The 19,786-nt window shown below is 62.0% G+C and carries 19 protein-coding genes and 1 riboswitch; of the genes, 14 read left to right on the top strand and 5 right to left on the bottom strand.

Annotated elements, in window-relative coordinates; all coding sequences use genetic code 11:
* The first annotated feature begins 75 nt into the window (after positions 1-75).
* The 3 genes from relA (at position 76) to ACS5Q8_RS20815 (ending at position 3,876) form a co-directional block, all read left to right on the top strand.
* On the top strand, positions 76-2,319 hold the full coding sequence (relA, locus tag ACS5Q8_RS20825) for a GTP diphosphokinase (RefSeq protein ID WP_247397032.1): 2,244 nt from the start codon (positions 76-78) through the stop codon (positions 2,317-2,319).
* A 152-nt stretch (positions 2,320-2,471) separates the two neighbouring features.
* Complete coding sequence (gene mazG / locus ACS5Q8_RS20820) at positions 2,472-3,305, top strand: nucleoside triphosphate pyrophosphohydrolase (protein ID WP_426100114.1); 834 nt, start codon at positions 2,472-2,474, stop codon at positions 3,303-3,305.
* 25 nt (positions 3,306-3,330) lie between these two features.
* Positions 3,331-3,876, top strand: a complete 546-nt coding sequence (locus ACS5Q8_RS20815; RefSeq protein ID WP_247397034.1) for a DUF2058 domain-containing protein — start codon at positions 3,331-3,333, stop codon at positions 3,874-3,876.
* Between the two features lie 89 nt (positions 3,877-3,965).
* Here the strand turns inward: ACS5Q8_RS20815 and ACS5Q8_RS20810 are convergent, their stop codons facing one another.
* The 4 genes from ACS5Q8_RS20810 to purM form a co-directional block, all read right to left on the bottom strand.
* Entirely contained in the window at positions 3,966-4,154 is a 189-nt protein-coding gene (locus ACS5Q8_RS20810) for a hypothetical protein (RefSeq protein ID WP_247397035.1), read from the bottom strand.
* Between the two features lie 311 nt (positions 4,155-4,465).
* On the bottom strand, positions 4,466-5,179 hold the full coding sequence (locus ACS5Q8_RS20805; protein WP_276194258.1) for a DUF3108 domain-containing protein: 714 nt from the start codon (positions 5,177-5,179) through the stop codon (positions 4,466-4,468).
* Between the two features lie 8 nt (positions 5,180-5,187).
* On the bottom strand, positions 5,188-5,838 hold the full coding sequence (gene purN, locus ACS5Q8_RS20800) for a phosphoribosylglycinamide formyltransferase (protein ID WP_276194257.1): 651 nt from the start codon (positions 5,836-5,838) through the stop codon (positions 5,188-5,190).
* A complete protein-coding gene (gene purM / locus ACS5Q8_RS20795; RefSeq protein ID WP_247397040.1) occupies positions 5,838-6,896 on the bottom strand; it encodes a phosphoribosylformylglycinamidine cyclo-ligase in 1,059 nt (352 codons plus the stop codon). The genes purN and purM overlap by 1 nt, the downstream gene beginning before the upstream one ends.
* A 356-nt stretch (positions 6,897-7,252) precedes the next feature.
* Between purM and ACS5Q8_RS20790 the strand changes: the two genes are divergently transcribed.
* From ACS5Q8_RS20790 to ACS5Q8_RS20770, 5 genes are all read left to right on the top strand, one after another.
* Positions 7,253-8,293 carry a DUF2066 domain-containing protein gene (locus ACS5Q8_RS20790; RefSeq protein ID WP_276194256.1) on the top strand — a complete coding sequence of 347 codons (1,041 nt, stop codon included), beginning with the start codon at positions 7,253-7,255 and terminating at the stop codon, positions 8,291-8,293.
* 54 nt (positions 8,294-8,347) lie between these two features.
* Entirely contained in the window at positions 8,348-9,421 is a 1,074-nt protein-coding gene (locus tag ACS5Q8_RS20785) for an AI-2E family transporter (RefSeq protein WP_276194255.1), read from the top strand.
* A 203-nt stretch (positions 9,422-9,624) separates the two neighbouring features.
* Entirely contained in the window at positions 9,625-10,329 is a 705-nt protein-coding gene (gene hda, locus ACS5Q8_RS20780; RefSeq protein ID WP_247406650.1) for a DnaA regulatory inactivator Hda, read from the top strand.
* Positions 10,330-10,543: 214 nt separating this feature from the next.
* Positions 10,544-11,173 (top strand): C40 family peptidase, encoded by a 630-nt coding sequence (locus tag ACS5Q8_RS20775; protein WP_247406653.1) that lies wholly within the window; start codon positions 10,544-10,546, stop codon positions 11,171-11,173.
* A gap of 144 nt (positions 11,174-11,317) precedes the next feature.
* On the top strand, positions 11,318-11,854 hold the full coding sequence (locus ACS5Q8_RS20770) for a C40 family peptidase (protein ID WP_276194254.1): 537 nt from the start codon (positions 11,318-11,320) through the stop codon (positions 11,852-11,854).
* A gap of 135 nt (positions 11,855-11,989) precedes the next feature.
* Here ACS5Q8_RS20770 and ACS5Q8_RS20765 read toward each other — a convergent pair whose 3' ends face one another.
* Positions 11,990-13,303, bottom strand: coding sequence for a PQQ-dependent sugar dehydrogenase (locus ACS5Q8_RS20765; RefSeq protein ID WP_276194253.1), 1,314 nt, complete (start codon positions 13,301-13,303; stop codon positions 11,990-11,992).
* Between the two features lie 99 nt (positions 13,304-13,402).
* Positions 13,403-13,646, top strand: a riboswitch (cobalamin riboswitch).
* Between the two features lie 79 nt (positions 13,647-13,725).
* On the opposite strand from ACS5Q8_RS20765, the gene cobO reads away from it, so the two are divergent.
* The 6 genes from cobO to ACS5Q8_RS20735 are packed head-to-tail and all read left to right on the top strand — an operon-like array spanning position 13,726 to position 19,683.
* Complete coding sequence (cobO, locus tag ACS5Q8_RS20760; RefSeq protein WP_443693492.1) at positions 13,726-14,337, top strand: cob(I)yrinic acid a,c-diamide adenosyltransferase; 612 nt, start codon at positions 13,726-13,728, stop codon at positions 14,335-14,337.
* The gene (locus ACS5Q8_RS20755) at positions 14,334-15,701 is read left to right on the top strand and encodes a cobyrinic acid a,c-diamide synthase CobB (RefSeq protein WP_465159375.1); all 1,368 of its coding nucleotides are present in this window, start codon (positions 14,334-14,336) and stop codon (positions 15,699-15,701) included. Before cobO ends, ACS5Q8_RS20755 begins: the two co-directional genes overlap by 4 nt.
* On the top strand, positions 15,698-16,348 hold the full coding sequence (bluB, locus tag ACS5Q8_RS20750) for a 5,6-dimethylbenzimidazole synthase (RefSeq protein ID WP_247408302.1): 651 nt from the start codon (positions 15,698-15,700) through the stop codon (positions 16,346-16,348). The genes ACS5Q8_RS20755 and bluB overlap by 4 nt, the downstream gene beginning before the upstream one ends.
* Positions 16,345-17,253 (top strand): adenosylcobinamide-phosphate synthase CbiB, encoded by a 909-nt coding sequence (cbiB, locus tag ACS5Q8_RS20745; protein WP_443693498.1) that lies wholly within the window; start codon positions 16,345-16,347, stop codon positions 17,251-17,253. The genes bluB and cbiB overlap by 4 nt, the downstream gene beginning before the upstream one ends.
* The gene (gene cobD / locus ACS5Q8_RS20740; RefSeq protein ID WP_443697635.1) at positions 17,246-18,235 is read left to right on the top strand and encodes a threonine-phosphate decarboxylase CobD; all 990 of its coding nucleotides are present in this window, start codon (positions 17,246-17,248) and stop codon (positions 18,233-18,235) included. Before cbiB ends, cobD begins: the two co-directional genes overlap by 8 nt.
* On the top strand, positions 18,232-19,683 hold the full coding sequence (locus ACS5Q8_RS20735) for a cobyric acid synthase (protein ID WP_276194248.1): 1,452 nt from the start codon (positions 18,232-18,234) through the stop codon (positions 19,681-19,683). Before cobD ends, ACS5Q8_RS20735 begins: the two co-directional genes overlap by 4 nt.
* The last annotated feature ends 103 nt before the right edge of the window (positions 19,684-19,786 follow it).

The raw sequence follows: 19,786 nt of genomic DNA, 5'->3' as shown, positions 1-19,786 counted from the left end.
GTGAGCTTTAGTGATAAAGCAGGTCAGCGATGATTTTTGGCGCATCAAAGGTGCGTCGTAGGGAAGGTAAGCAAGATGGTACAGGTGAGAGCACACCAGCCGATCAACACCGACGGCAGTATCAATCTCGAGGCATGGCTGGATCATGCCGTCAGTGTCGACCCGGCACTGGACCGTGAAGCCTTGAAAGCAGCCTGCGAGTTCGCTCGTGAGTCTGAACAGCAAGACAATGCGGCCAAGAACCTGTGGGCGGAGGGCACTTCAAGCTTTCGTACCGGGTTGGAAATCGCTGAGATCCTCGCGGATCTCAAGCTGGACCAGGATTCGCTGATCGCCGCCGTGCTCTATCGCGGCGTGCGGGAAGGGCATATTGCCTTGCCGCTGGTCAGCCAGCGTTTTGGCACGCTGGTGGCCAAGTTGATCGACGGCGTGCTGCGCATGGCCGCCATCAGCGCCAGCCTCAGCCCACGCCAGTCCATGGTGCTGGGCACCCAGGGCCAGGTGGAAAACCTGCGCAAGATGCTGGTGGCGATGGTCGACGACGTGCGCGTCGCCTTGATCAAGCTGGCCGAACGCACCTGCGCGATCCGTGCGGTGAAGACCGCCGACGACGAAAAGCGCAACCGCGTCGCCCGCGAGGTCTTCGACATCTACGCGCCCCTGGCGCATCGCCTGGGTATCGGCCATATCAAGTGGGAACTGGAGGACTTGTCCTTCCGCTACCTCGAACCCGACCAATACAAACAGATTGCCACGCTGCTGCATGAGCGCCGGCTCGACCGTGAGCGTTTCATCACCGACGTGATGGGCCAGTTGCGTGCCGAGCTGCAGGCCACCGGCGTCGACGCCGACATCAGCGGCCGCGCCAAGCACATCTATTCGATCTGGCGCAAAATGCAGCGCAAAGGCCTGGAGTTCAGCCAGATCTACGACGTGCGCGCCGTGCGGGTGCTGGTGCCGGAAGTGCGCGACTGCTACACCGCGCTCGGTATCGTTCACACCCTGTGGCGGCACATCCCCAAGGAATTCGACGACTACATCGCCAACCCCAAGGAAAACGGCTATCGCTCGCTGCACACAGCGGTGATCGGCCCCGAGGGCAAGGTGTTGGAAGTGCAGATCCGCACCCACTCCATGCACGAAGAGGCGGAGTTGGGGGTGTGTGCGCACTGGCGCTACAAGGGCACCGACGTCAAGGCCGGGTCCAACCAGTACGAAGAGAAAATCTCCTGGCTGCGCCAAGTGCTGGAATGGCACGAAGAACTCGGCGACATCGGCGGCCTGGCCGAACAACTGCGGGTGGATATCGAACCGGACCGGGTCTACATCTTCACCCCCGACGGCCACGCTATCGACTTGCCCAAGGGCGCCACGCCGCTGGACTTTGCCTACCGCGTCCACACCGAAATCGGCCACAACTGCCGGGGCGCCAAGATCAACGGGCGCATCGTGCCGCTCAACTACAGCCTGCAGACCGGTGAACAGGTCGAGATCATCACCAGCAAGCACGGCACGCCGAGCCGCGACTGGCTGAACCCGAACCTGGGCTACATCACCACGTCGCGGGCGCGGGCGAAGATCGTCCACTGGTTCAAGCTGCAGGCGCGCGATCAGAACGTCGCCGCCGGCAAAACCCTGCTCGAACGCGAACTGGCGCGCCTGGGCCTGCCCCAGGTGGATTTCGACAAGCTGGCTGAAAAAGCCAACATGAAGATCGCCGAAGACATGTTTGCCGCTCTCGGTGCCGGCGACCTGCGCCTGGCGCAACTGGTCAACCTGGCCCAGCAACTGGTGGAGCCGGAGCGGGGCAACGAACAGCTGGAACTGATCCCGCGCAAAGCCACCGGCTACAAGCCTGGCAAGCGTGGCGATATCCAGATCCAGGGCGTCGGCAACCTGATGACGCAAATTGCCGGTTGCTGCCAGCCGCTGCCGGGCGACGCCATTGTCGGCTACATCACCCAGGGCCGTGGCGTGAGCATTCACCGCCAGGACTGCGCCTCGGTGCTGCAGTTGGGCGGGCGCGAGCCGGAGCGGATCATCCAGGTCAGTTGGGGGCCGGTGCCGGTGCTCACCTATCCGGTGGACATCATCATCCGTGCCTACGACCGTTCCGGCCTGCTGCGTGACGTGTCGCAAGTGCTGCTCAATGAGCGGATCAACGTGCTGGCCGTCAATACCCGCTCGAACAAGGAGGACAACACCGCGTTGATGTCCCTGACCATCGAGATTCCGGGGCTGGACGCGTTGGGGCGGTTGCTGGGGCGGATTTCCCAGTTGCCGAACATCATCGAAACCCGGCGCAACCGCACCCCATGAGCATCTGGATGAACACAGTCTGAAAGGCGGGAGGGGCTTGTCCCCGAAAGCGGAGTGTCAGGTACCAGATTCTTGGTTGACCCACCGCAATCGGGGGCAAGCCGCCTCCCACATTTGATCGGCTGTGTTCATACCTGATCGGAAATAGAATGATGTATTCACTTGAAGATCTGCTGCACCTGATGAGCCGCCTGCGCGATCCGAAGTACGGGTGCCCGTGGGACATCAAACAAACCTACGCGAGCATCGTCCCGCACACCCTGGAAGAGGCCTACGAAGTCGCCGACGCCATCGAGCGCGGCGACTTCGATCACCTGCAAGGCGAACTGGGCGACCTGCTGTTCCAAGTGGTGTATTACAGCCAACTGGCGCGCGAAGAAGGGCGCTTCGAGTTCGCCGGAGTGATCGACAGCATCACCCGCAAGCTGATTCGACGTCATCCCCATGTATTCCCCACCGGCGATCTGTACGCGCCGCTGGATGTCGCGCAACTGAGCGAGGAGCAGGTCAAGGCGCGCTGGGAGCAGATCAAGGCCGAGGAGCGTGCAGAAAAGTCCGACGCTCCTGAGCAACTTTCCCTACTCGACGATGTGCCCACCGCTTTACCGTCCCTGTCCCGTGCCGCCAAATTGCAAAAGCGCGCCAGCCAGGTCGGTTTCGACTGGCCCGCTGCTTTGCCGGTGGTGGATAACGTCCGCGAAGAGCTGGATGAAGTGCTCGAAGCCATGGCCGATAACGATGCAGTGGCCATCGCCGATGAAGTCGGTGACCTGCTGTTTGCGGCGGTCAACTTGGCCCGGCACCTCAAGGTCGACCCGGAAACTGCCTTGCGCGGTGCCAATGCCAAGTTCGAGCGACGTTTCCGATTTATCGAACAGGCATTGCGCGATACGCGCCAATCCATGGAAGATTGCACCCTCGAAGAGTTGGACGCCCTGTGGGGCGAAGCCAAACGCCAGGAAAAGAATGTGTCCAGCTGCGGTTGAGCAGTTGCCTAAGTGAGTAAGCACCATGAGCCTTTCCCTTCGCGACCAGTTGCTCAAAGCAGGTCTGGTCAACCAAAAGCAGGCCAAGCAGGTCGGCAAAGACAAACAGAAACAGCAACGTCTGGTCCACAAGGGCCAGGCCGAGGCCGATGACACCCAGGCACGCCTGGCCCAGGAAGCGATGGCCGAGAAGGTCAAGCGCGACCAGGAGCTGAACCGCCAGCAGCAGGAAAAGGCCGAGGCCAAGGCCCGCACGGCCCAAGTCAAGCAACTGATCGAGACCTCGCGCCTGCCCAAGCTGACCACCGAGGACTACTACAACTTCGTGGATGACAAGAAGGTCAAGCGTCTGTCGGTCAACACGCTGATGCGTAACAAGCTGAGCAACGGTTCCCTGGCGATCGTGCATCACGCTGGCAGTTACGAGGTGATTCCGCGCGAAGCGGCACTGAAGATCCAGGAGCGCGCGCCGGAGCGTATCGTCCAGCTCAATATCCTGACGGAAAGCCAGGTGCCGGATGAGGATGATCCATACGCCGCCTACCAGATCCCGGATGATCTGATGTGGTGAGGCTGTAGAGGCAACAAAACCCGCTCAAAGGCGGGTTTTTGTTTTCAGGCAGCCAAGCTGCGTGGGCCTGGCGCCTGTCTTACAAATATTCAGACGCTTTGTGCCTGGCGTTTCATCTCAAGGCTTTCGAGCTCGTTCTTATAATTATGAGCGTCGCTCTCGTTATGAAACATGCCGACCAGCAGGTCTTGTTGGTGTACATCCCAGATGTGAATCCCATGGCCCAATGCTTCGTGGGACATATGTTCGTCGTCGCGTTCAGTTACTTTTACAGTCATCTGCTTGCTCCAATCTCTGGTTGATCTGCGGCAAGTCGTCGCAGGCGTTTGTTATATGTTTTGTTAGCTTGCTACGTAAACTGATTTTTCCTGCAACAGTTCTTTGCAGTAATCGCAACAATCCAGCAGGCCGCGTAAACCGCGACATTGCGCCGCAGGCTGCTGAGTTTTATGACAAAAGTTTCATCTTGGCGTAAGGCTTTAATATTGGATTGGCGTTGTTCGCGATGGCGATAGTGGCCTTGCCTAAAAAATCCCAGGCGAAAAAAAGCCCCGCATTGCGCGAGGCTCTTTTCAACGCATCAGCGCTATCAGCTACCTTTGACAGACTGACCGTCAACCGTACCGTCTAGCAGCATGATGTTGTATTCCTTGCCGTCGGTTTCCACCTGACGCAGAGCAACCAGGATGCCGCCCCAGTCCTTGGCAAACCACATCTGGGTGATACGCTTGCTTTGGGTTGGGTCACGCACGCGCTCGACCTTGATCGCGTCGATGGAGCCGGCTTTGGTCTGGACCTTTTCCGGGCCGATCACGCGGAAGTCGTAGGTGTCGACGTCGGTGCCTTCAACCACGTTGTAGCTCATGCTCTTCTTGCCTGCCGCGACATCGCGCTGCAGCGCCAACTGGTAGGTCGACTTGTCGAGCATGCCGCTTTGCAGGGCGACGTTGACCGGATCTTTGTTTTCAAAACCGGTGACTTTCTTGGCCGTCTGGTCGAAGTCCAGGTTGATCTTCTTCGCCTTGCCCAGGCCGCCGCGTTCGAAGGTGTAGCTCTTCGGTTGCAGGGCGTCCTTGTCGAAGTGGATCACGCTGGTTTCGGTGAGGCTGGCGATCATCATGGACGCCTTGAAGTTCAAGGTCCAAGTGCCGTCGCCATTGTGGGTCAGGCTGCGTTCGGCCGAGCCGCTCATGGGCAACTGTTTCCAGTCGGCGGTATAGCTGGCGGAGAAAGGATGTAAATCTGCTGCTTGCACCGCAGGCAAGGCGAACAGCGCAAAAGCGAAGAGCAAGGCGCGACGCATAAAATCTCCTAGGTTCGAATCAAGTGGCCGCTGGCCGCGAGTAACTGACCGTCCAATAATGCACCCTGTTCACCAAGAATCAACCGCCCCTCGGCAAACCAGCGAACAGCCAGCGGGTAAATCCTGTGTTCCTGGGTATGAACCCGTTGCGCAAGCGTCTGCGCCGAGTCGTCAGACTCTACCGGAACCACTGCCTGTACGACCAGAGGCCCGCCATCGAGTTCCTCCGTAACAAAATGCACACTGCAGCCATGCTCGCTGTCGCCCGCGTCGAGGGCGCGCTGATGGGTGTGCATGCCTTTGTACTTGGGCAGCAGGGAAGGGTGGATATTCAGCAGCCGTCCTGCGTAGTGCCGCACGAAATCTGCGCTGAGGATGCGCATGAAGCCGGCCAGTACCACGAGTTTGGGGTTAAAGGTGTCGATCAGTTCGATCAAGGCGCTGTCGAAGGCCTCGCGACCTTCGAAAGCCTTGTGATCCAGGGTGCGCGTGGCAATGCCCGCGTCCCTGGCGCGTTGCAGGCCATAGGCGTCGCTGCGGTTGGAGATCACCGCAGCGATGCGCGCCGGGCTGTCGCCGGTGCGCGTGCTGTCGATCAGGGCCTGCAAATTACTGCCGGTGCCGGAGAGCAGCACTACGACATCACAGGTTGCAGGCATCAGTGCGCCTTAAGGTTCTTCAGTTCAACCTGAGCCGCGCCTTCAGCAGCAGCGGCGATCTGGCCGATGACCCAAGGCTGCTCGCCGGCTTCGCGCAGTACGTTCAGCGCGGTTTCCACGTGCTCTTGCGCCACGCAGATCACCATGCCCACGCCGCAGTTCAGTACGCGGTGCATTTCGGTTTCGTTGACGTTGCCTTTCTCTTGCAGCCAATCGAATACCGCAGGACGCTGCCAACTGGCCACGTCGACAATCGCCTGGGCGCCTTTTGGCAGGACGCGCGGGATGTTGTCCAGCAGGCCGCCGCCGGTGATGTGGGCCATGGCTTTGACCGCGCCCGTGTCCTTGATCAGCTTGAGCAGTGGCTTGACGTAGATGCGCGTCGGGGCCATCAGCAGGTCGGTCAGTGGCTTGCCGTCGAGCTGGATGTTTTCGATGTCGGCGCCGGACACTTCGATGATCTTGCGGATCAGCGAGTAACCGTTGGAGTGCGGGCCGGACGATGGCAGGGCAAGCAGGGCGTCGCCGGCAGCGACTTTGGAGCCGTCGATGATCTCGGCTTTTTCTACCACGCCGACGCAGAAACCGGCCAGGTCGTAGTCTTCGCCTTCGTACATGCCCGGCATTTCAGCGGTTTCGCCGCCGACCAGGGAGCAACCCGACAATTCACAGCCGGCGCCGATACCGGTGACCACCTGGGTGGCGGTCTCGACGTTGAGCTTGCCGGTGGCGTAGTAGTCAAGGAAGAACAACGGCTCTGCGCCGCACACCACCAGGTCGTTGACGCACATGGCGACCAGGTCGATGCCGATGCTGTCGTGTTTGTTCAGGTTCAGTGCCAGGCGCAGCTTGGTGCCCACGCCGTCGGTGCCGGAGACTAGCACCGGCTGTTTGTAGCCGGCCGGGATTTCGCAGAGGGCGCCAAAACCGCCCAGGCCGCCCATGACTTCGGGGCGCGCAGTGCGCTTGGCGACGCTCTTGATGCGTTCGACCAATGCTTCACCGGCGTCGATGTCTACACCGGCGTCCTTGTAGCTCAGGGAGGGTTGCTTGCTCATGATCCAGGCCTTTAGGGGGGATTCAGGGGTAACGACCGAGTGGGCAAGGGCTCTTGTGAAAAAGGCCCAGCCGCTGACGGTCTGCGAAGGCGCGCGATTTTATCAGGCTTGAGGGGCAGCGGCCATCCTCGGGCCGACGGGCAGGGCCATATAGGTTAAAAAGCCGGTTAAAAAAATGCTAATCGGCTCTGCTTCGGTGCGTATTAAGGTATAGCCTTGAAGCCGCTATCGTTATGACAGTAGGAAAACTTACCGAGACTCCGTGAATGTTTTGCCGGTCGCTGTGGTCACAGCCTTGGCAAACCGAGATCACGCGGTCTGTTCCAGCCGCTAATTTTGTCGTTCGGGAATCTTCCATGCGTCTGTGTAATGTCTTTTTTGTAGGCTGCTTGTCGTTGGTCAGCCTGGCGAGTCATGCCGAAACCCTCAATGGTCTTTATCAAGTACTCGAACCGGTCAGCAGCCAGTCCCCGCAAGAACGCGACCAGGCGACCCAGCGCGCCGTTCAAACCCTGGTGCTCCGCCTGACTGGCGACGCCAAGGCCGTCGATGGCCCGGGCCTGGCGGCGGTTCGCAAGGACCCGCAACAAATCATCAGCCAATACGGCTACGACGCCGGCCCGCCGGAAAGCCTGCAAGTGGATTTCGATCCGGTCAGCACCGATCGCGCGTTGCGTGGCGCGGGCTTGTCGATCTGGGGCAGCAATCGGCCGTCGATCCTCGGTTGGTGGCTGAACGACTCGACCGACGGCAGCAGCCTGGTGGGTGATGGCCAGGCCATCGCCCAGGCGTTGCGGCGCGCGGCGCAACACCGCGGCTTGCCGCTGCGCCTGCCGTTGGGGGATCTGGATGAGCAGGTGGTTGCCACCGCGCCGAATCTGGAAAGCGCGGACGCCACGCCGTTGCGTGCGGCCTCGGAACGCTACGGCGCCGATGCGATGCTCGCGGTGCATGCGCGCCAGGAAGGCAGCCAATGGCAGGCCAAATGGCGCCTGTGGCTGGGCGACAAGAGCGAGCAGGGCACTGCGCAAGGGGCCGACACCGCCGCCGTGGCCGATGCCGTGATGCTGGCCGTCAGCCAAAAACTGGCGCCGCGCTTTGCTGTCAAGCCGGGTGTGAGCACCGAGCAATTGCTGGAAGTGCAGGGGATGACCCTGGAACGCTACGCCGCGCTGGGCCACTTGCTTGAGCCGTTTGGCGGCCAGCCGCAGCGCGTGGATGGCAATCGTATTGTGTATCGCGTCAATGGCAGCGCCGATCAGTTGCGGACTCAGTTGAGTCTGGCCAGGTTGCAGGAGATTCCCGCAGGTGAGGCGCCGGCTCAGCAACCGCCGGTGGACGCTACACAGCCGGCCGCCGCCCCTGAGCCGCAGGCGCAACTGCGTTTTCGTTGGTGAATGTTCTTCCTTCTCTATATAGAAGGGGAAAGTAAATAAAAGATGGAGTGGTTTATGGCGGATACGCGTCGTTGGGTTTGGCTTGGCGGAATCGCCCTGCTGTGCATTTTTGTGTTGTTGCTGCATTCGATCCTGACGCCGTTCCTGATAGCGCTGTTGCTCGCCTATCTGTTTGATCCCGTGGTGGATCGCCTGGAGAAAGCCGGCCTGTCACGGACCTTGGGCGTGGTCACTGTGTTTGCGCTGTTTACGCTGATCATCACGGCGCTGGTGCTGGTGCTGGTGCCGATGCTGGCCAAGCAATTGTTCCGTCTGTATGAGCTGGCGCCGCAAATGCTCGACTGGCTGCAGCATACGGCGATGCCGTGGACCCAGGCTAAGCTGGGGCTGGCGGATGGCTTCTGGAAGTTCGACAAGGTCAAGGCCGCGATCAGCGATCATATGGGCCAGACCAGCGATATTGTCGGCGTGGTTCTCAGTCAGGCGACGGCATCCAGCCTGGCGCTGATTGGCTGGCTGACTAACCTGGTGTTGATCCCGGTGGTGGCGTTCTACCTGTTGCGGGACTGGGACATCATGATGGCCAAGATTCGTGGCCTGCTGCCGCGCGCCCGCGAGGCGCGCATCGTGTCCCTGGCCGGGGAGTGTCATGAGGTGCTGGGGGCGTTCGTGCGTGGCCAATTACTGGTGATGCTGGCCCTGGGGATTATCTATGCCGCCGGCTTGATGGCGATCGGCCTGGAGCTGGGCCTGTTGATCGGCTTGATTGCCGGCCTGGCCGCTATCGTGCCGTACATGGGCTTTGTGATTGGCATCGGTGCTGCGCTGGTAGCCGGGCTGTTCCAGTTTGGCGGTGACCTGTACCCGATGCTTGGGATTGTCGCGGTGTTCATGGTCGGCCAGGCCCTCGAAGGCATGGTGCTGACCCCGCTGCTGGTGGGCGACCGCATCGGCCTGCACCCGGTCGCGGTGATCTTTGCGATCCTGGCCGGCGGCGAGTTGTTCGGTTTTACCGGCATCCTGCTTGCGCTGCCGGTGGCGGCGGTGATCATGGTGCTGGTGCGGCATGTACACGATCTGTATAAGGATTCGGATGTGTATACGGGCGTCGAGGACCCCGACGTGTAATCGCGGTGTCACAAACCCGGCTCAGGCCGGGTTTGTGGTTTCTGGCACTGTCGCGTCAAACAATTCGCGTAAATCCAGCAAGTTAACGCAAACCTTTGATTTTGCTTGTGGTCTGCTGCATTGTGCGCCCGGCGTCACGGGTATAAACTTTGCAAACTTTTCACAGAGGCCACTAACGGTTCGATCGGAACCGTTCAGTCAGCATGAAACCGATTCAGCTGCCCTTAGGTGTGCGTCTGCGTGACGACGCCACCTTTATCAATTACTACCCAGGCGCCAATGCCGCTGCACTCGGCTATGTCGAGCGGCTCTGCGAAGCCGACGCCGGGTGGACTGAAAGCCTGATCTATCTGTGGGGCAAGCAGGGCGTGGGGCGCACCCACCTGTTGCAGGCCGCGTGCCTGCGCTTCGAGCAAATGGGTGAACCGGCGGTTTACCTGCCTTTGGCCGAGTTGATGGATCGCGGGATCGGGATTTTCGACAACCTCGAACAATACGAACTGGTGTGCCTGGATGATCTGCAGGCCATCGCCGGCAAGGCGGATTGGGAAGAGGCGCTGTTTCATCTGTTCAACCGCCTGCGCGACAGCGGCCGCCGCCTGTTGATCGCGGCCTCGACCTCGCCCCGTGAGTTGCCGGTCAAGCTGGCGGACCTCAAGTCGCGCCTGACCCTGGCGCTGATCTTCCAGATGCGCCCATTGTCCGACGAGGACAAATTGCGTGCCCTGCAATTGCGTGCTTCCCGTCGCGGCCTGCACCTCACCGACGAGGTCGGGCACTTTATCCTCACCCGTGGCACCCGCAGCATGAGCGCGTTGTTCGATTTGCTCGAACAGCTCGATCAGGCCTCTTTGCAGGCCCAGCGCAAGCTGACGATTCCCTTCCTTAAGGAAACCCTCGGCTGGTAGCAAACCCTTGTATTTCGTGGGGTTTAAGCAAATTCCAGGCGCCAGAAAACCTGCGTTTTGGCCGGCTTGGCCACGCAAAACACGTGCATAGGGTATTAAGGGCTTAGATGTCATAGCGCAAACAGTAAGTCACATAGATCACGATTGAATTTGCAAATCGATGTGATAGAAGGCATAGTCTCGGCTTCTTTACACATTTGCCACGGTCGTGCCCATGCTGAATCGCTTCGCACCCCTCGTGCCTCTCGCACTCGTAGCCCTGTTGTTTGGTTGCGCCTCCCACCCTCAACAAGTGGCCGAGCAGCACGATCAACAGTATAAAAATCAGGCAAAATTCGTTGCTGCGCAGTCTTCCACTGTTTATGAGGAAGAGCTGGCAACCGAAAAAGAACTGGCCGCCTTCGCTGGCAACAAGCCTTATCAGCTTCCCGTTCTGGCCGACAGCATTCTCGAACGCGGCATGTCCCTGATCGGTACCCGTTACCGTTTCGGCGGCACTTCCGAAGCCGGTTTCGATTGCAGCGGTTTTATCGGTTACCTGTTTCGTGAAGAAGCTGGCATGAACCTGCCACGCTCCACTCGCGAAATGATCAACGTGAATGCACCGTTGGTCGCGCGTAACAACCTCAAGCCTGGCGATCTGCTTTTCTTCAGCACCAGTGGTCGTGGTCGCGTCAGTCACGCCGGTATCTACTTGGGCGATAACCAGTTTATCCACTCCAGCAGCCGCCGCAGTGGTGGTGTTCGAGTCGACAGCCTGGGCGACAGCTACTGGAGCAAAACCTTCATCGAAGCCAAGCGCGCACTCGCCATGGCCCCGACGACGATTACCGCCAGTAAGTAAAGTTAAAGTGATACTTGAAGTTTGACGTGTAAGCGCTAGAATCCTTGAACATTGTTGTAATCCGTTCGCGCAAGCCTTGCTTGCGCGTTCTGGTTTTCAGCGTTCGGCAGCGAAAGCCGCATCCAGACCAGGATTGTTCTGCACATGTCGACCTCGGCCCGCCTGATTCTTATTGTTTGCGCCGCGCTGCTCAGCGCCTGCGCAAGCCGACCGCAGCCAGCGCCTGTCGCGGCCAAGCCTAAACCGGTATTCAACACCAGCCAGAATTTCTCGCCGGCCGCCGAAGACGTGCTCTTCCGCGCGCTGGGCCTGGTCGGTACGCCTTATCGTTGGGGTGGCAACACGCCAGACTCCGGGTTCGATTGCAGCGGGCTGATCGGGTTTGTCTACCGTGATGCCGCCGGCATCTCCCTGCCGCGCACCACGCGCGAACTGATCGTAATGCGTGGCCAGGACGTCAGCGAGCAGAACCTGCAAACCGGTGACCTGTTGTTCTTCGCCACGGGCGGCGGCTCGCAGGTCAGCCACGCCGGGATCTATGTCGGCGAAGGGCGCTTTGTACATGCGCCGCAGACGGGCGGTACGGTGAAGCTGGATACGCTGTCCAAAGCGTATTGGCAGAATGCCTACCTGAGCGCCAAGCGTGTGTTGCCGGCTGAAAACCTGGCGCGTAACCCTTAGATAAAACCTAGACCCAAATGTGGGAGGGCGCTTGCTCCCGATGAGGGCGTGTCAGTCCCTGCATTTGGTGACTGACCCACCGCTATCGGGAGCAAGCGCCCTCCCACATTTGTTTTGTGGTGGTCTTGGGGGCGGTTACTTAGCCGCAGAAACCCGCCACACCTTATTCCCCACATCATCCGCCACCAGCAAGCCGCCCTGCTTGTCGATGACCACGCCAACCGGTCGGCCCATGGCTTTCTCGTCGCTGTTGAGGAACCCGGTCAGCACGTCCACCGGCGGCCCCTTCGGCTTGCCGCCCTCGAACGGTACGAAGATCACCTTGTAGCCGCTGTGCGGCTTGCGGTTCCACGAACCGTGCTGGCCGATGAACGCGCCGTTGATAAAGGGCGCCGGCAGTTTGCTGCCCTCGGCGAAGGTCAGGCCTAGCGAGGCGGTGTGCGGGCCTACGGCGTAGTCCGGCGCAATGGCTTTGGCCACCATGTCCAGGTTTTGCGGCGTGACGCGTACATCCACGTGCTGCCCGTAGTAGCTGAAGGGCCAGCCATAAAAGGCGCCATCCTGGACCGACGTGATGTAGTCCGGTACCAGGTCGCTACCGATCTCATCGCGCTCGTTCACGGCCGTCCACAGCTTGCCGCTCTGCGGTTCCCAGGCCATGCCGTTAGGGTTGCGCAGGCCGGAGGCGAAGATACGGTGCTGGCCGTTGGCGCGGTCGACTTCCCAGATCGCGGCGCGGCCTTGTTCCGCCTCCAGGCCGTTCTCCGCCACGTTGCTGTTGGAACCCACGCTCACATACAGCTTGCTGCCGTCCTTGCTGGCCACCACGTTTTTCGTCCAGTGGTGGTTGATGCTGCCGCCGGGCAGGTCGATGACCTTGCTGCCGGCGGTCTTGATCGCGGTCTCGCCCGTCTGATAGGGAAAGCGCAGCAGCTTGTCCGAATCGGCCACGTACAGGTCATTGCCGACCAGCGTCATGCCGAAGGGCGAGTTGAGGTTTTCCAGGAATACCGTGCGGGTCTCCGCGACCCCATCATGGTCGGCATCGCGCAGCAGGGTGATGCGGTTCGGGCTCGGTACCCCGGCGCCGGCGCGGCCCATGACTTTCTCCATCACCCAGCCACGAAGGCCTTTGGAATCATCCGGCTTGGGCGGCGCGTTGGTTTCCGCCACCAGCACATCGCCGTTGGGTAATACGTACAGCCAGCGCGGGTGGTCCAGGCCTTCGGCGAAGGCCGCCACCTGGGTGCCGGCGGCGGCCGTGGGCTTGGTGCCCGCTGGCCAGCCAATGGCCGGGGCGATGTTCACAGTGGGGATCAGCGTCTTGTTCGGCTCCGGCAATTGCGGTGAGGGCCCGGTGCCGTCGGATACCTTCAGGGTCGAGCTTTCGCCGCAGGCGGCAAGGCTGCCCGCGAGCATGATCAGTAAGGCGAGTCTTGTTTTATGCATGGTTTTCTCCTGGATGCCTGTAAGGGTAGAGGTGTGTGTTGCGACGATGGTTCAAGTACAAGGCCAGCTTTAATTGACGCTCCACCCCCAACCCACTAACCTTCGCGGCTTGTTCCAGGTGCTCTGTGACCTACGGGTCGACTGAGTGAAACAGGGAAGCCGGTGAGTGAGCGCACTTGTACACAGTGTTGCCGCGATTCCGGCGCTGCCCCCGCAACGGTAAATGAGTCAAAACGGTGCTGTTTGCCACTGTATCGCCCGCGATATGGGAAGGCGCGCCGTCGGCGTGTGCTCTAGCGCGCCACTCATGAGCCCGGAGACCGGCCCGGATCATCCAACAGCATCACGGTGGGCGATGCTTGGCTGTCTGTTTTTGATTTTTCCTGCCCGCCGTTTTTGTCCAGCCCCAACGGAGAGCTGCCATGACCGATTCCCCCGAGCGCGACGAACGCCACCTGGCGCGCATGCTGCGTAAAAAAGCCGTGATCGATGAGCGCATCGCCAATTCTCCGAACGAATGCGGCTTGCTGCTGGTGCTGACCGGCAACGGCAAAGGCAAGAGCAGCTCGGCATTTGGCATGCTGGCCCGCGCCATGGGCCACGGCATGCAGTGCGGTGTGGTGCAGTTCATCAAGGGGCGCAACAGCACCGGCGAAGAGCTGTTCTTCCGCCACTTCCCCGAGCAAGTGCGTTTTCATGTGATGGGCGAGGGTTTTACCTGGGAAACCCAGGACCGCCAGCGCGACATCGCGGCCGCCGAAGCTGCCTGGGCGGTGTCCCGCCAATTGCTGCAAGACCCGTCCATCCGCCTGGTGGTGCTGGATGAGCTGAACATCGCGCTCAAGCACGGCTATCTCGACCTGGATCAAGTCCTTGGTGACCTGCAGGCCCGCCCGCCGATGCAGCACGTGGTCGTCACCGGCCGTGGCGCCAAGCCCGAGCTGATCGAAATGGGCGACACCGTCACCGAGATGGGCATGCTCAAGCACGCATTCCAAGCCGGTATCAAGGCACAGAAAGGCGTCGAACTTTGAATCAGCCCCGTCATTGCCCGGCCGTCTTGATCGCCGCGCCGGCGTCCGGCCAGGGCAAAACCACGGTCACCGCCGCGCTGGCCCGTTTGCACCGCAACCTGGGTCGCAAGGTGCGCGTGTTCAAATGCGGCCCGGACTTCCTCGACCCGATGATTCACGAGCGCGCCAGCGGTGCGCCGGTGTATCAATTGGATATGTGGATGGTAGGCGAGCAGGAAAGTCGCCGCTTGCTGTGGGAAGCGGCGGGGGAGGCGGACCTGATCCTGATCGAAGGCGTGATGGGCCTGTTCGACGGCACGCCTTCCAGCGCTGACCTGGCGCGACACTTCGGTGTGCCGGTGCTCGGCGTGATCGATGGCACGGCCATGGCACAAACCTTCGGTGCCTTGGCCCTCGGCCTGGCACGCTACCAGCCGGACTTGCCGTTCGCCGGCGTGCTGGCCAACCGCGTCGGCACCCTGCGCCATGCACAACTGCTTGAAGGCAGCCTCACCGAAGGCCTGCGCTGGTATGGCGCGCTGTCCCGCGAGACCGCTATCGAATTGCCCAGCCGCCACCTGGGCCTGGTGCAAGCCAGCGAACTGAATGACCTCGACCTGCGCCTGGACGCTGCCGCCCAAGCGTTGGGCAGCAGTTGCGAGGTCGCGTTACCGCCGCCGGTGACCTTTGCCGCACCGCCCGTGACCCGCGCCGAACCGTTGCTGGCCGGCGTGCGTATCGCCATCGCCCGTGACGAAGCCTTCGCCTTCACCTACGGTGCGAGCCTCGATCTACTGCGGGCGATGGGCGCTGAGTTGAGCTTCTTCTCGCCGATCCATGATCGCCAATTGCCTGAGGCCGACAGCCTCTATCTGCCTGGCGGTTACCCCGAACTGCATCACCAGGCGCTGTCGGAAAACACCGCGATGCTGGGTGCGATCCGTGCCCATCACGCTGCCGGCAAACCGCTGCTCGCCGAGTGTGGCGGGATGCTTTATCTGTTGGACTCGCTCACCGATGTCGACGGCATCCGCGCCGAACTGGTCGGCCTGCTGCAGGGCGATGCGGTGATGCAAAAGAAACTCGCCGCCCTGGCCCTGCAAAGCGTCGAATTGCCCGAGGGCGTGTTGCGCGGTCATACCTATCACCACTCGCTGACCAGTACCGAATGGCAGCCCGTTGCCCGTGGCGTGAGCCCCAATGGTGGGCGCGGGGCGGAGGCGGTGTATCGGCAGGGGCGGCTGACCGCGTCCTACGTCCACTTCTATTTCCCTTCCAATCCCCGCGCCGTTGCTGCGCTGTTTGCGCCCGGCGAAGGCGAATCGCACTCGGCTAGACACCACGAATCCACTGCGGGAGCGGGCTTGCCCGCGATAGGCTCATGACCGACAACGCCTTCCCCGAAGCCGAGCGCCAGGCCGTCTACCGCGCCATCGCCGAGCGCCGCGACATGCGTCACTTCAGCGGCGGCGATGTGGCTCCCGAACTGCTGCACCGTTTGCTCCAGGCCGCACACCAGGCGCCGAGCGTTGGCTTGATGCAGCCGTGGCGGTTTATCCGCATCAGCGACCGCCAACTGCGTAGCCGGATTCAACAGTTGGTGGAGGAAGAACGCATACGCACCGCCGAAGCGTTGGGCGAGCGTTCCGATACATTTATGAAGCTCAAGGTCGAAGGTATCCACGACTGCGCCGAAGTGCTGGTGGCGGCGCTGATGGATGACCGCGAGCGGCATATCTTCGGCCGACGCACCTTGCCGGAAATGGACATGGCCTCGTTGTCCTGCGCGATCCAGAATCTGTGGCTGGCGGCGCGGGTCGAAGGCTTGGGCATGGGCTGGGTCTCGCTGTTCGAGCCGCAGGCCCTGGCCGACCTGCTGGGCTTGCCGCCCGGCGCGAAACCCTTGGCGGTGTTGTGCCTGGGGCCGGTCGAGGCGTTCTACCCGGCACCGATGTTGCAGCTCGAAGGCTGGGCCGAACCGCGGCCGCTGAGTGACATGTTGTATGAGAATACCTGGGGAGTGAGTCAATGAGTGTGGCCTTGCTGTGTGTCGCGGCGGTGGCGCTGGATGCGCTGCTGGGCGAGCCCAAGCGCTGGCATCCGCTGGTGGCGTTCGGTAATTTTGCCGTGCGCATTGAGCGGCGTTTCAACAGTGGCGGCCGTGGCTGGCGCAGCCACGGTGTGACCGCGTGGTTTATTGCGGTGGTGCCGCTGACGCTGCTGGCCACCGCGTTGTCGTGGGCGCCCTATATCGGCTGGGTGCTGGAGATCCTCGCGTTGTACTGTGCCCTCGGCATGCGCAGTCTCGGTGAACACGTGATCCCGGTGGCTCAGGCCTTGCGCGGCGATGACCTGGACGAAGCCCGTCGGCGCGTGAGTTACCTGGTGAGTCGCCAGACCAGTGAGCTGGATCGCACTGAAGTGGCCCGCGCCGCCACTGAATCGGTGCTGGAGAACGGCAGTGACGCCGTCTTTGCCGCGCTGTTCTGGTTTGCCGTCGCGGGTGTGCCGGGCGTGGTGCTGTACCGCTTGAGCAATACCCTCGACGCGATGTGGGGCTATCGCAACGCACGCTTTGAGCGCTTCGGTTGGGCGGCGGCCAAGATCGACGACGTACTGAACTATATTCCGGCACGCCTGGTGGCGTTGACCTACGCCGTACTCGGTAAAACCCGGCTGGCGATCAAATGCTGGCGCCGCCAGGGCCCGACCTGGGATAGCCCCAACGCCGGCCCGGTCATGGCGGCGGGGGCGGGTGCCTTGGGCGTCGAGTTGGGCGGTGCCGCGATCTACCACGGTGAACTGCACCAGCGCCCGCCACTGGGCGAAGGCCCGGCGGCGGATGCAGACGCCATCGACCGAGGCTGGCAACTGGTGCAGCGCGGCGTATGGTTGTGGCTGCTGATTCTATGCATCGGGGGGCAATTGTATGCTTGAGCACGGTGGTCGCCTGCGCAAGGCGGCGATTGAATACGGGATTGCCGAAGCCGAATGGCTCGACCTGTCCAGCGGCCTGGCGCCCTGGCCGTGGCCGATCCCCGAGATTCCGTTGCACGCCTGGGCGCGCCTGCCGGAAACCGACGACGGCCTGGAACAAGCCGCCAGCGAGTATTACGGTACCGCGCATTTATTGCCGGTGCCTGGTTCCCAGGCGGCGATCCAACTGCTGCCGCGCCTGCGCCGGGGTGGCAAGGTCGGTGTGCTGTCACCTTGCTACGCCGAGCACGCCGAGGCCTGGCGCCGCGCGGGCTACGTGGTGCGCGAAGTGCAGGAGCAGGAAGTCGACTTCTTTCTCGACAGCCTGGACGTGCTGGTGGTGGTCAACCCGAATAACCCGACCGGCCTGAGCCTGTCCCCGCAACGTCTGCTGGATTGGCACGCGCGGCTGGCCCAGCGCGGTGGCTGGCTGGTGGTGGACGAAGCGTTCATGGACGTCACGCCGCACCTGAGCCTGGCAGGCCAGGCCCATCAGGTCGGCCTGATCGTGCTGCGCTCGTTCGGCAAGTTCTTCGGCCTGGCCGGTGTGCGCCTGGGGTTTGTGCTGGCGGAGCGCCGGTTGCTCAAGCTGTTGGCCGAACAGGTCGGGCCATGGGCGGTCAGCGGGCCGACGCGGGTGATCGGCCAGGCGTGTCTGCGCGATACCGCTGGGCACACCCGGCAACGTAATCGTTGCCAGGAAGCCGGCCAGCGCTTGTTCGAGTTGCTGGAACGCCAAGGCTTTCAACCCCAGGGCGGCTGCGCCCTGTTCCAATGGCTGATCACACCCCACGCCGAACGCCTGCATGCGTTCATGGCCCAACGCGGCATTCTGCTGCGCCTGTTCGTCCACGACAGCAGCCTGCGTTTCGGCCTGCCCGACACCGATGCCGACTGGCTGCGCCTCGAACAGGCGCTGATCGCCTACAAGGAAGCGCCATGAGTACGCTGATGGTGCAAGGCACGACGTCCGATGCCGGTAAAAGCACCCTGGTCACCGCCCTGTGTCGCTGGCTGGTCCGCCAGGGCGTCGCGGTGGTGCCGTTCAAACCGCAGAACATGGCGCTCAACAGCGCGGTAACGGCCGAAGGCGGCGAAATCGGCCGCGCCCAGGCGGTGCAGGCCCAGGCCGCCAACCTGGCGCCGCACACAGACATGAACCCGGTGCTGCTCAAACCCAACAGCGATACCGGCTCCCAAGTGATCATCCATGGCCGTGCCGTGACCAGCATGAACGCGGTCGCCTATCACGACTACAAAGCCATCGCGATGCGCGCGGTGCTGGCGTCCCACGCGCGCTTGAGCGAGGCCTACCCAGTGGTGATGGTGGAAGGCGCGGGCTCCCCGGCGGAGATCAACCTGCGCGCCAATGACATTGCCAATATGGGCTTCGCCGAAGCTGTGGACTGCCCGGTGCTGCTGATCGCCGACATCAATCGCGGCGGCGTATTTGCTCATCTGGTCGGCACCCTCGAATTGCTTTCGCCGACCGAGCAAGCGCGGGTCAAGGGCTTCATCATCAACCGTTTTCGCGGCGATATCGCTTTGTTGCAGCCGGGGCTGGATTGGCTGGAAGCACGCACTGGCAAGCCGGTGGTTGGCGTATTGCCCTACATAATGGACCTGCATCTGGAAGCCGAAGACGGCATCGACCAGCGCCAGATCGACAAGGCTGCCCAGGTGCTCAAGGTGGTCGTCCCGGTATTGCCGCGCATCAGCAACCACACCGACTTCGACCCGCTGCGCCTGCATCCCCAGGTGGACTTGCAGTTCATCGGCCCGGGCCAGCCGATTCCCGCCGCCGACCTGATTATCTTGCCGGGCTCGAAAAGCGTGCGCAGTGACCTCGCGTACCTGCGTGCCAATGGCTGGGACACGGCGGTGGCGCGGCACTTGCGCTACGGCGGCAAGGTGCTGGGGATTTGCGGCGGCTTGCAGATGCTCGGCGAGCAGGTGCATGACCCGCTCGGGCTCGAGGGGCCGGCCGGGTCGAGTGCAGGTCTGGGCTGGCTGGCGTTCAGTACGACGCTGGAGGAGCACAAGCAATTGCGCAATGTGCGTGGGCGCCTGTTGCTGGAGGACGCGGAGGTCAGTGGTTATGAGATTCACGCGGGGGTGACGTCCGGCGCTGCGTTGTCGAACGCGGCCGTGTTGCTGGACGACGGCCGCAGTGATGGCGCGCAGAGCCCCGACGGGCAGATCTTCGGCACCTACCTGCATGGCTTGTTCGAAACCCCTGCCGCGTGCAGCGCCTTGTTGCGCTGGGCCGGTTTGCAGGCGGTACAGGCGGTGGATTACCACGCCCTGCGTGAGCGCGATATCGAGCGCTTGGCCGACCTGGTGGACAACCATCTGGATACCGCGCTGTTGCGCACGTTGTGTGGGGTTTGACGGTGTACATGCGCTCGAAGTGTGGGCGCTGGCTTGCCTGCGATGGCATCAACCGCGTTTCCCAGAGGCAGCGAGATGCCTGCATCGCTGGCAATCCAGCGCC

Source organism: Pseudomonas sp. PAMC25584, assembly GCF_058135675.1.
This window is presented reverse-complemented; position numbering and strand designations above follow the sequence as displayed.

Excerpts from the sequence above, each read along its gene's own strand:
- relA (WP_247397032.1), top strand. The coding sequence starts at position 76 with ATGGTACAGGTGAGAGCACACCAGCCGATCAACACCGACGGCAGTATC.
- mazG (WP_426100114.1), top strand. The coding sequence starts at position 2,472 with ATGTATTCACTTGAAGATCTGCTGCACCTGATGAGCCGCCTGCGCGAT.
- ACS5Q8_RS20815 (WP_247397034.1), top strand. The coding sequence starts at position 3,331 with ATGAGCCTTTCCCTTCGCGACCAGTTGCTCAAAGCAGGTCTGGTCAAC.
- ACS5Q8_RS20810 (WP_247397035.1), bottom strand. The coding sequence starts at position 4,154 with ATGACTGTAAAAGTAACTGAACGCGACGACGAACATATGTCCCACGAA.
- ACS5Q8_RS20805 (WP_276194258.1), bottom strand. The coding sequence starts at position 5,179 with ATGCGTCGCGCCTTGCTCTTCGCTTTTGCGCTGTTCGCCTTGCCTGCG.
- purN (WP_276194257.1), bottom strand. The coding sequence starts at position 5,838 with ATGCCTGCAACCTGTGATGTCGTAGTGCTGCTCTCCGGCACCGGCAGT.
- purM (WP_247397040.1), bottom strand. The coding sequence starts at position 6,896 with ATGAGCAAGCAACCCTCCCTGAGCTACAAGGACGCCGGTGTAGACATC.
- ACS5Q8_RS20790 (WP_276194256.1), top strand. The coding sequence starts at position 7,253 with ATGCGTCTGTGTAATGTCTTTTTTGTAGGCTGCTTGTCGTTGGTCAGC.
- ACS5Q8_RS20785 (WP_276194255.1), top strand. The coding sequence starts at position 8,348 with ATGGCGGATACGCGTCGTTGGGTTTGGCTTGGCGGAATCGCCCTGCTG.
- hda (WP_247406650.1), top strand. The coding sequence starts at position 9,625 with ATGAAACCGATTCAGCTGCCCTTAGGTGTGCGTCTGCGTGACGACGCC.
- ACS5Q8_RS20775 (WP_247406653.1), top strand. The coding sequence starts at position 10,544 with ATGCTGAATCGCTTCGCACCCCTCGTGCCTCTCGCACTCGTAGCCCTG.
- ACS5Q8_RS20770 (WP_276194254.1), top strand. The coding sequence starts at position 11,318 with ATGTCGACCTCGGCCCGCCTGATTCTTATTGTTTGCGCCGCGCTGCTC.
- ACS5Q8_RS20765 (WP_276194253.1), bottom strand. The coding sequence starts at position 13,303 with ATGCATAAAACAAGACTCGCCTTACTGATCATGCTCGCGGGCAGCCTT.
- cobO (WP_443693492.1), top strand. The coding sequence starts at position 13,726 with ATGACCGATTCCCCCGAGCGCGACGAACGCCACCTGGCGCGCATGCTG.
- bluB (WP_247408302.1), top strand. The coding sequence starts at position 15,698 with ATGACCGACAACGCCTTCCCCGAAGCCGAGCGCCAGGCCGTCTACCGC.
- cbiB (WP_443693498.1), top strand. The coding sequence starts at position 16,345 with ATGAGTGTGGCCTTGCTGTGTGTCGCGGCGGTGGCGCTGGATGCGCTG.
- cobD (WP_443697635.1), top strand. The coding sequence starts at position 17,246 with ATGCTTGAGCACGGTGGTCGCCTGCGCAAGGCGGCGATTGAATACGGG.
- ACS5Q8_RS20735 (WP_276194248.1), top strand. The coding sequence starts at position 18,232 with ATGAGTACGCTGATGGTGCAAGGCACGACGTCCGATGCCGGTAAAAGC.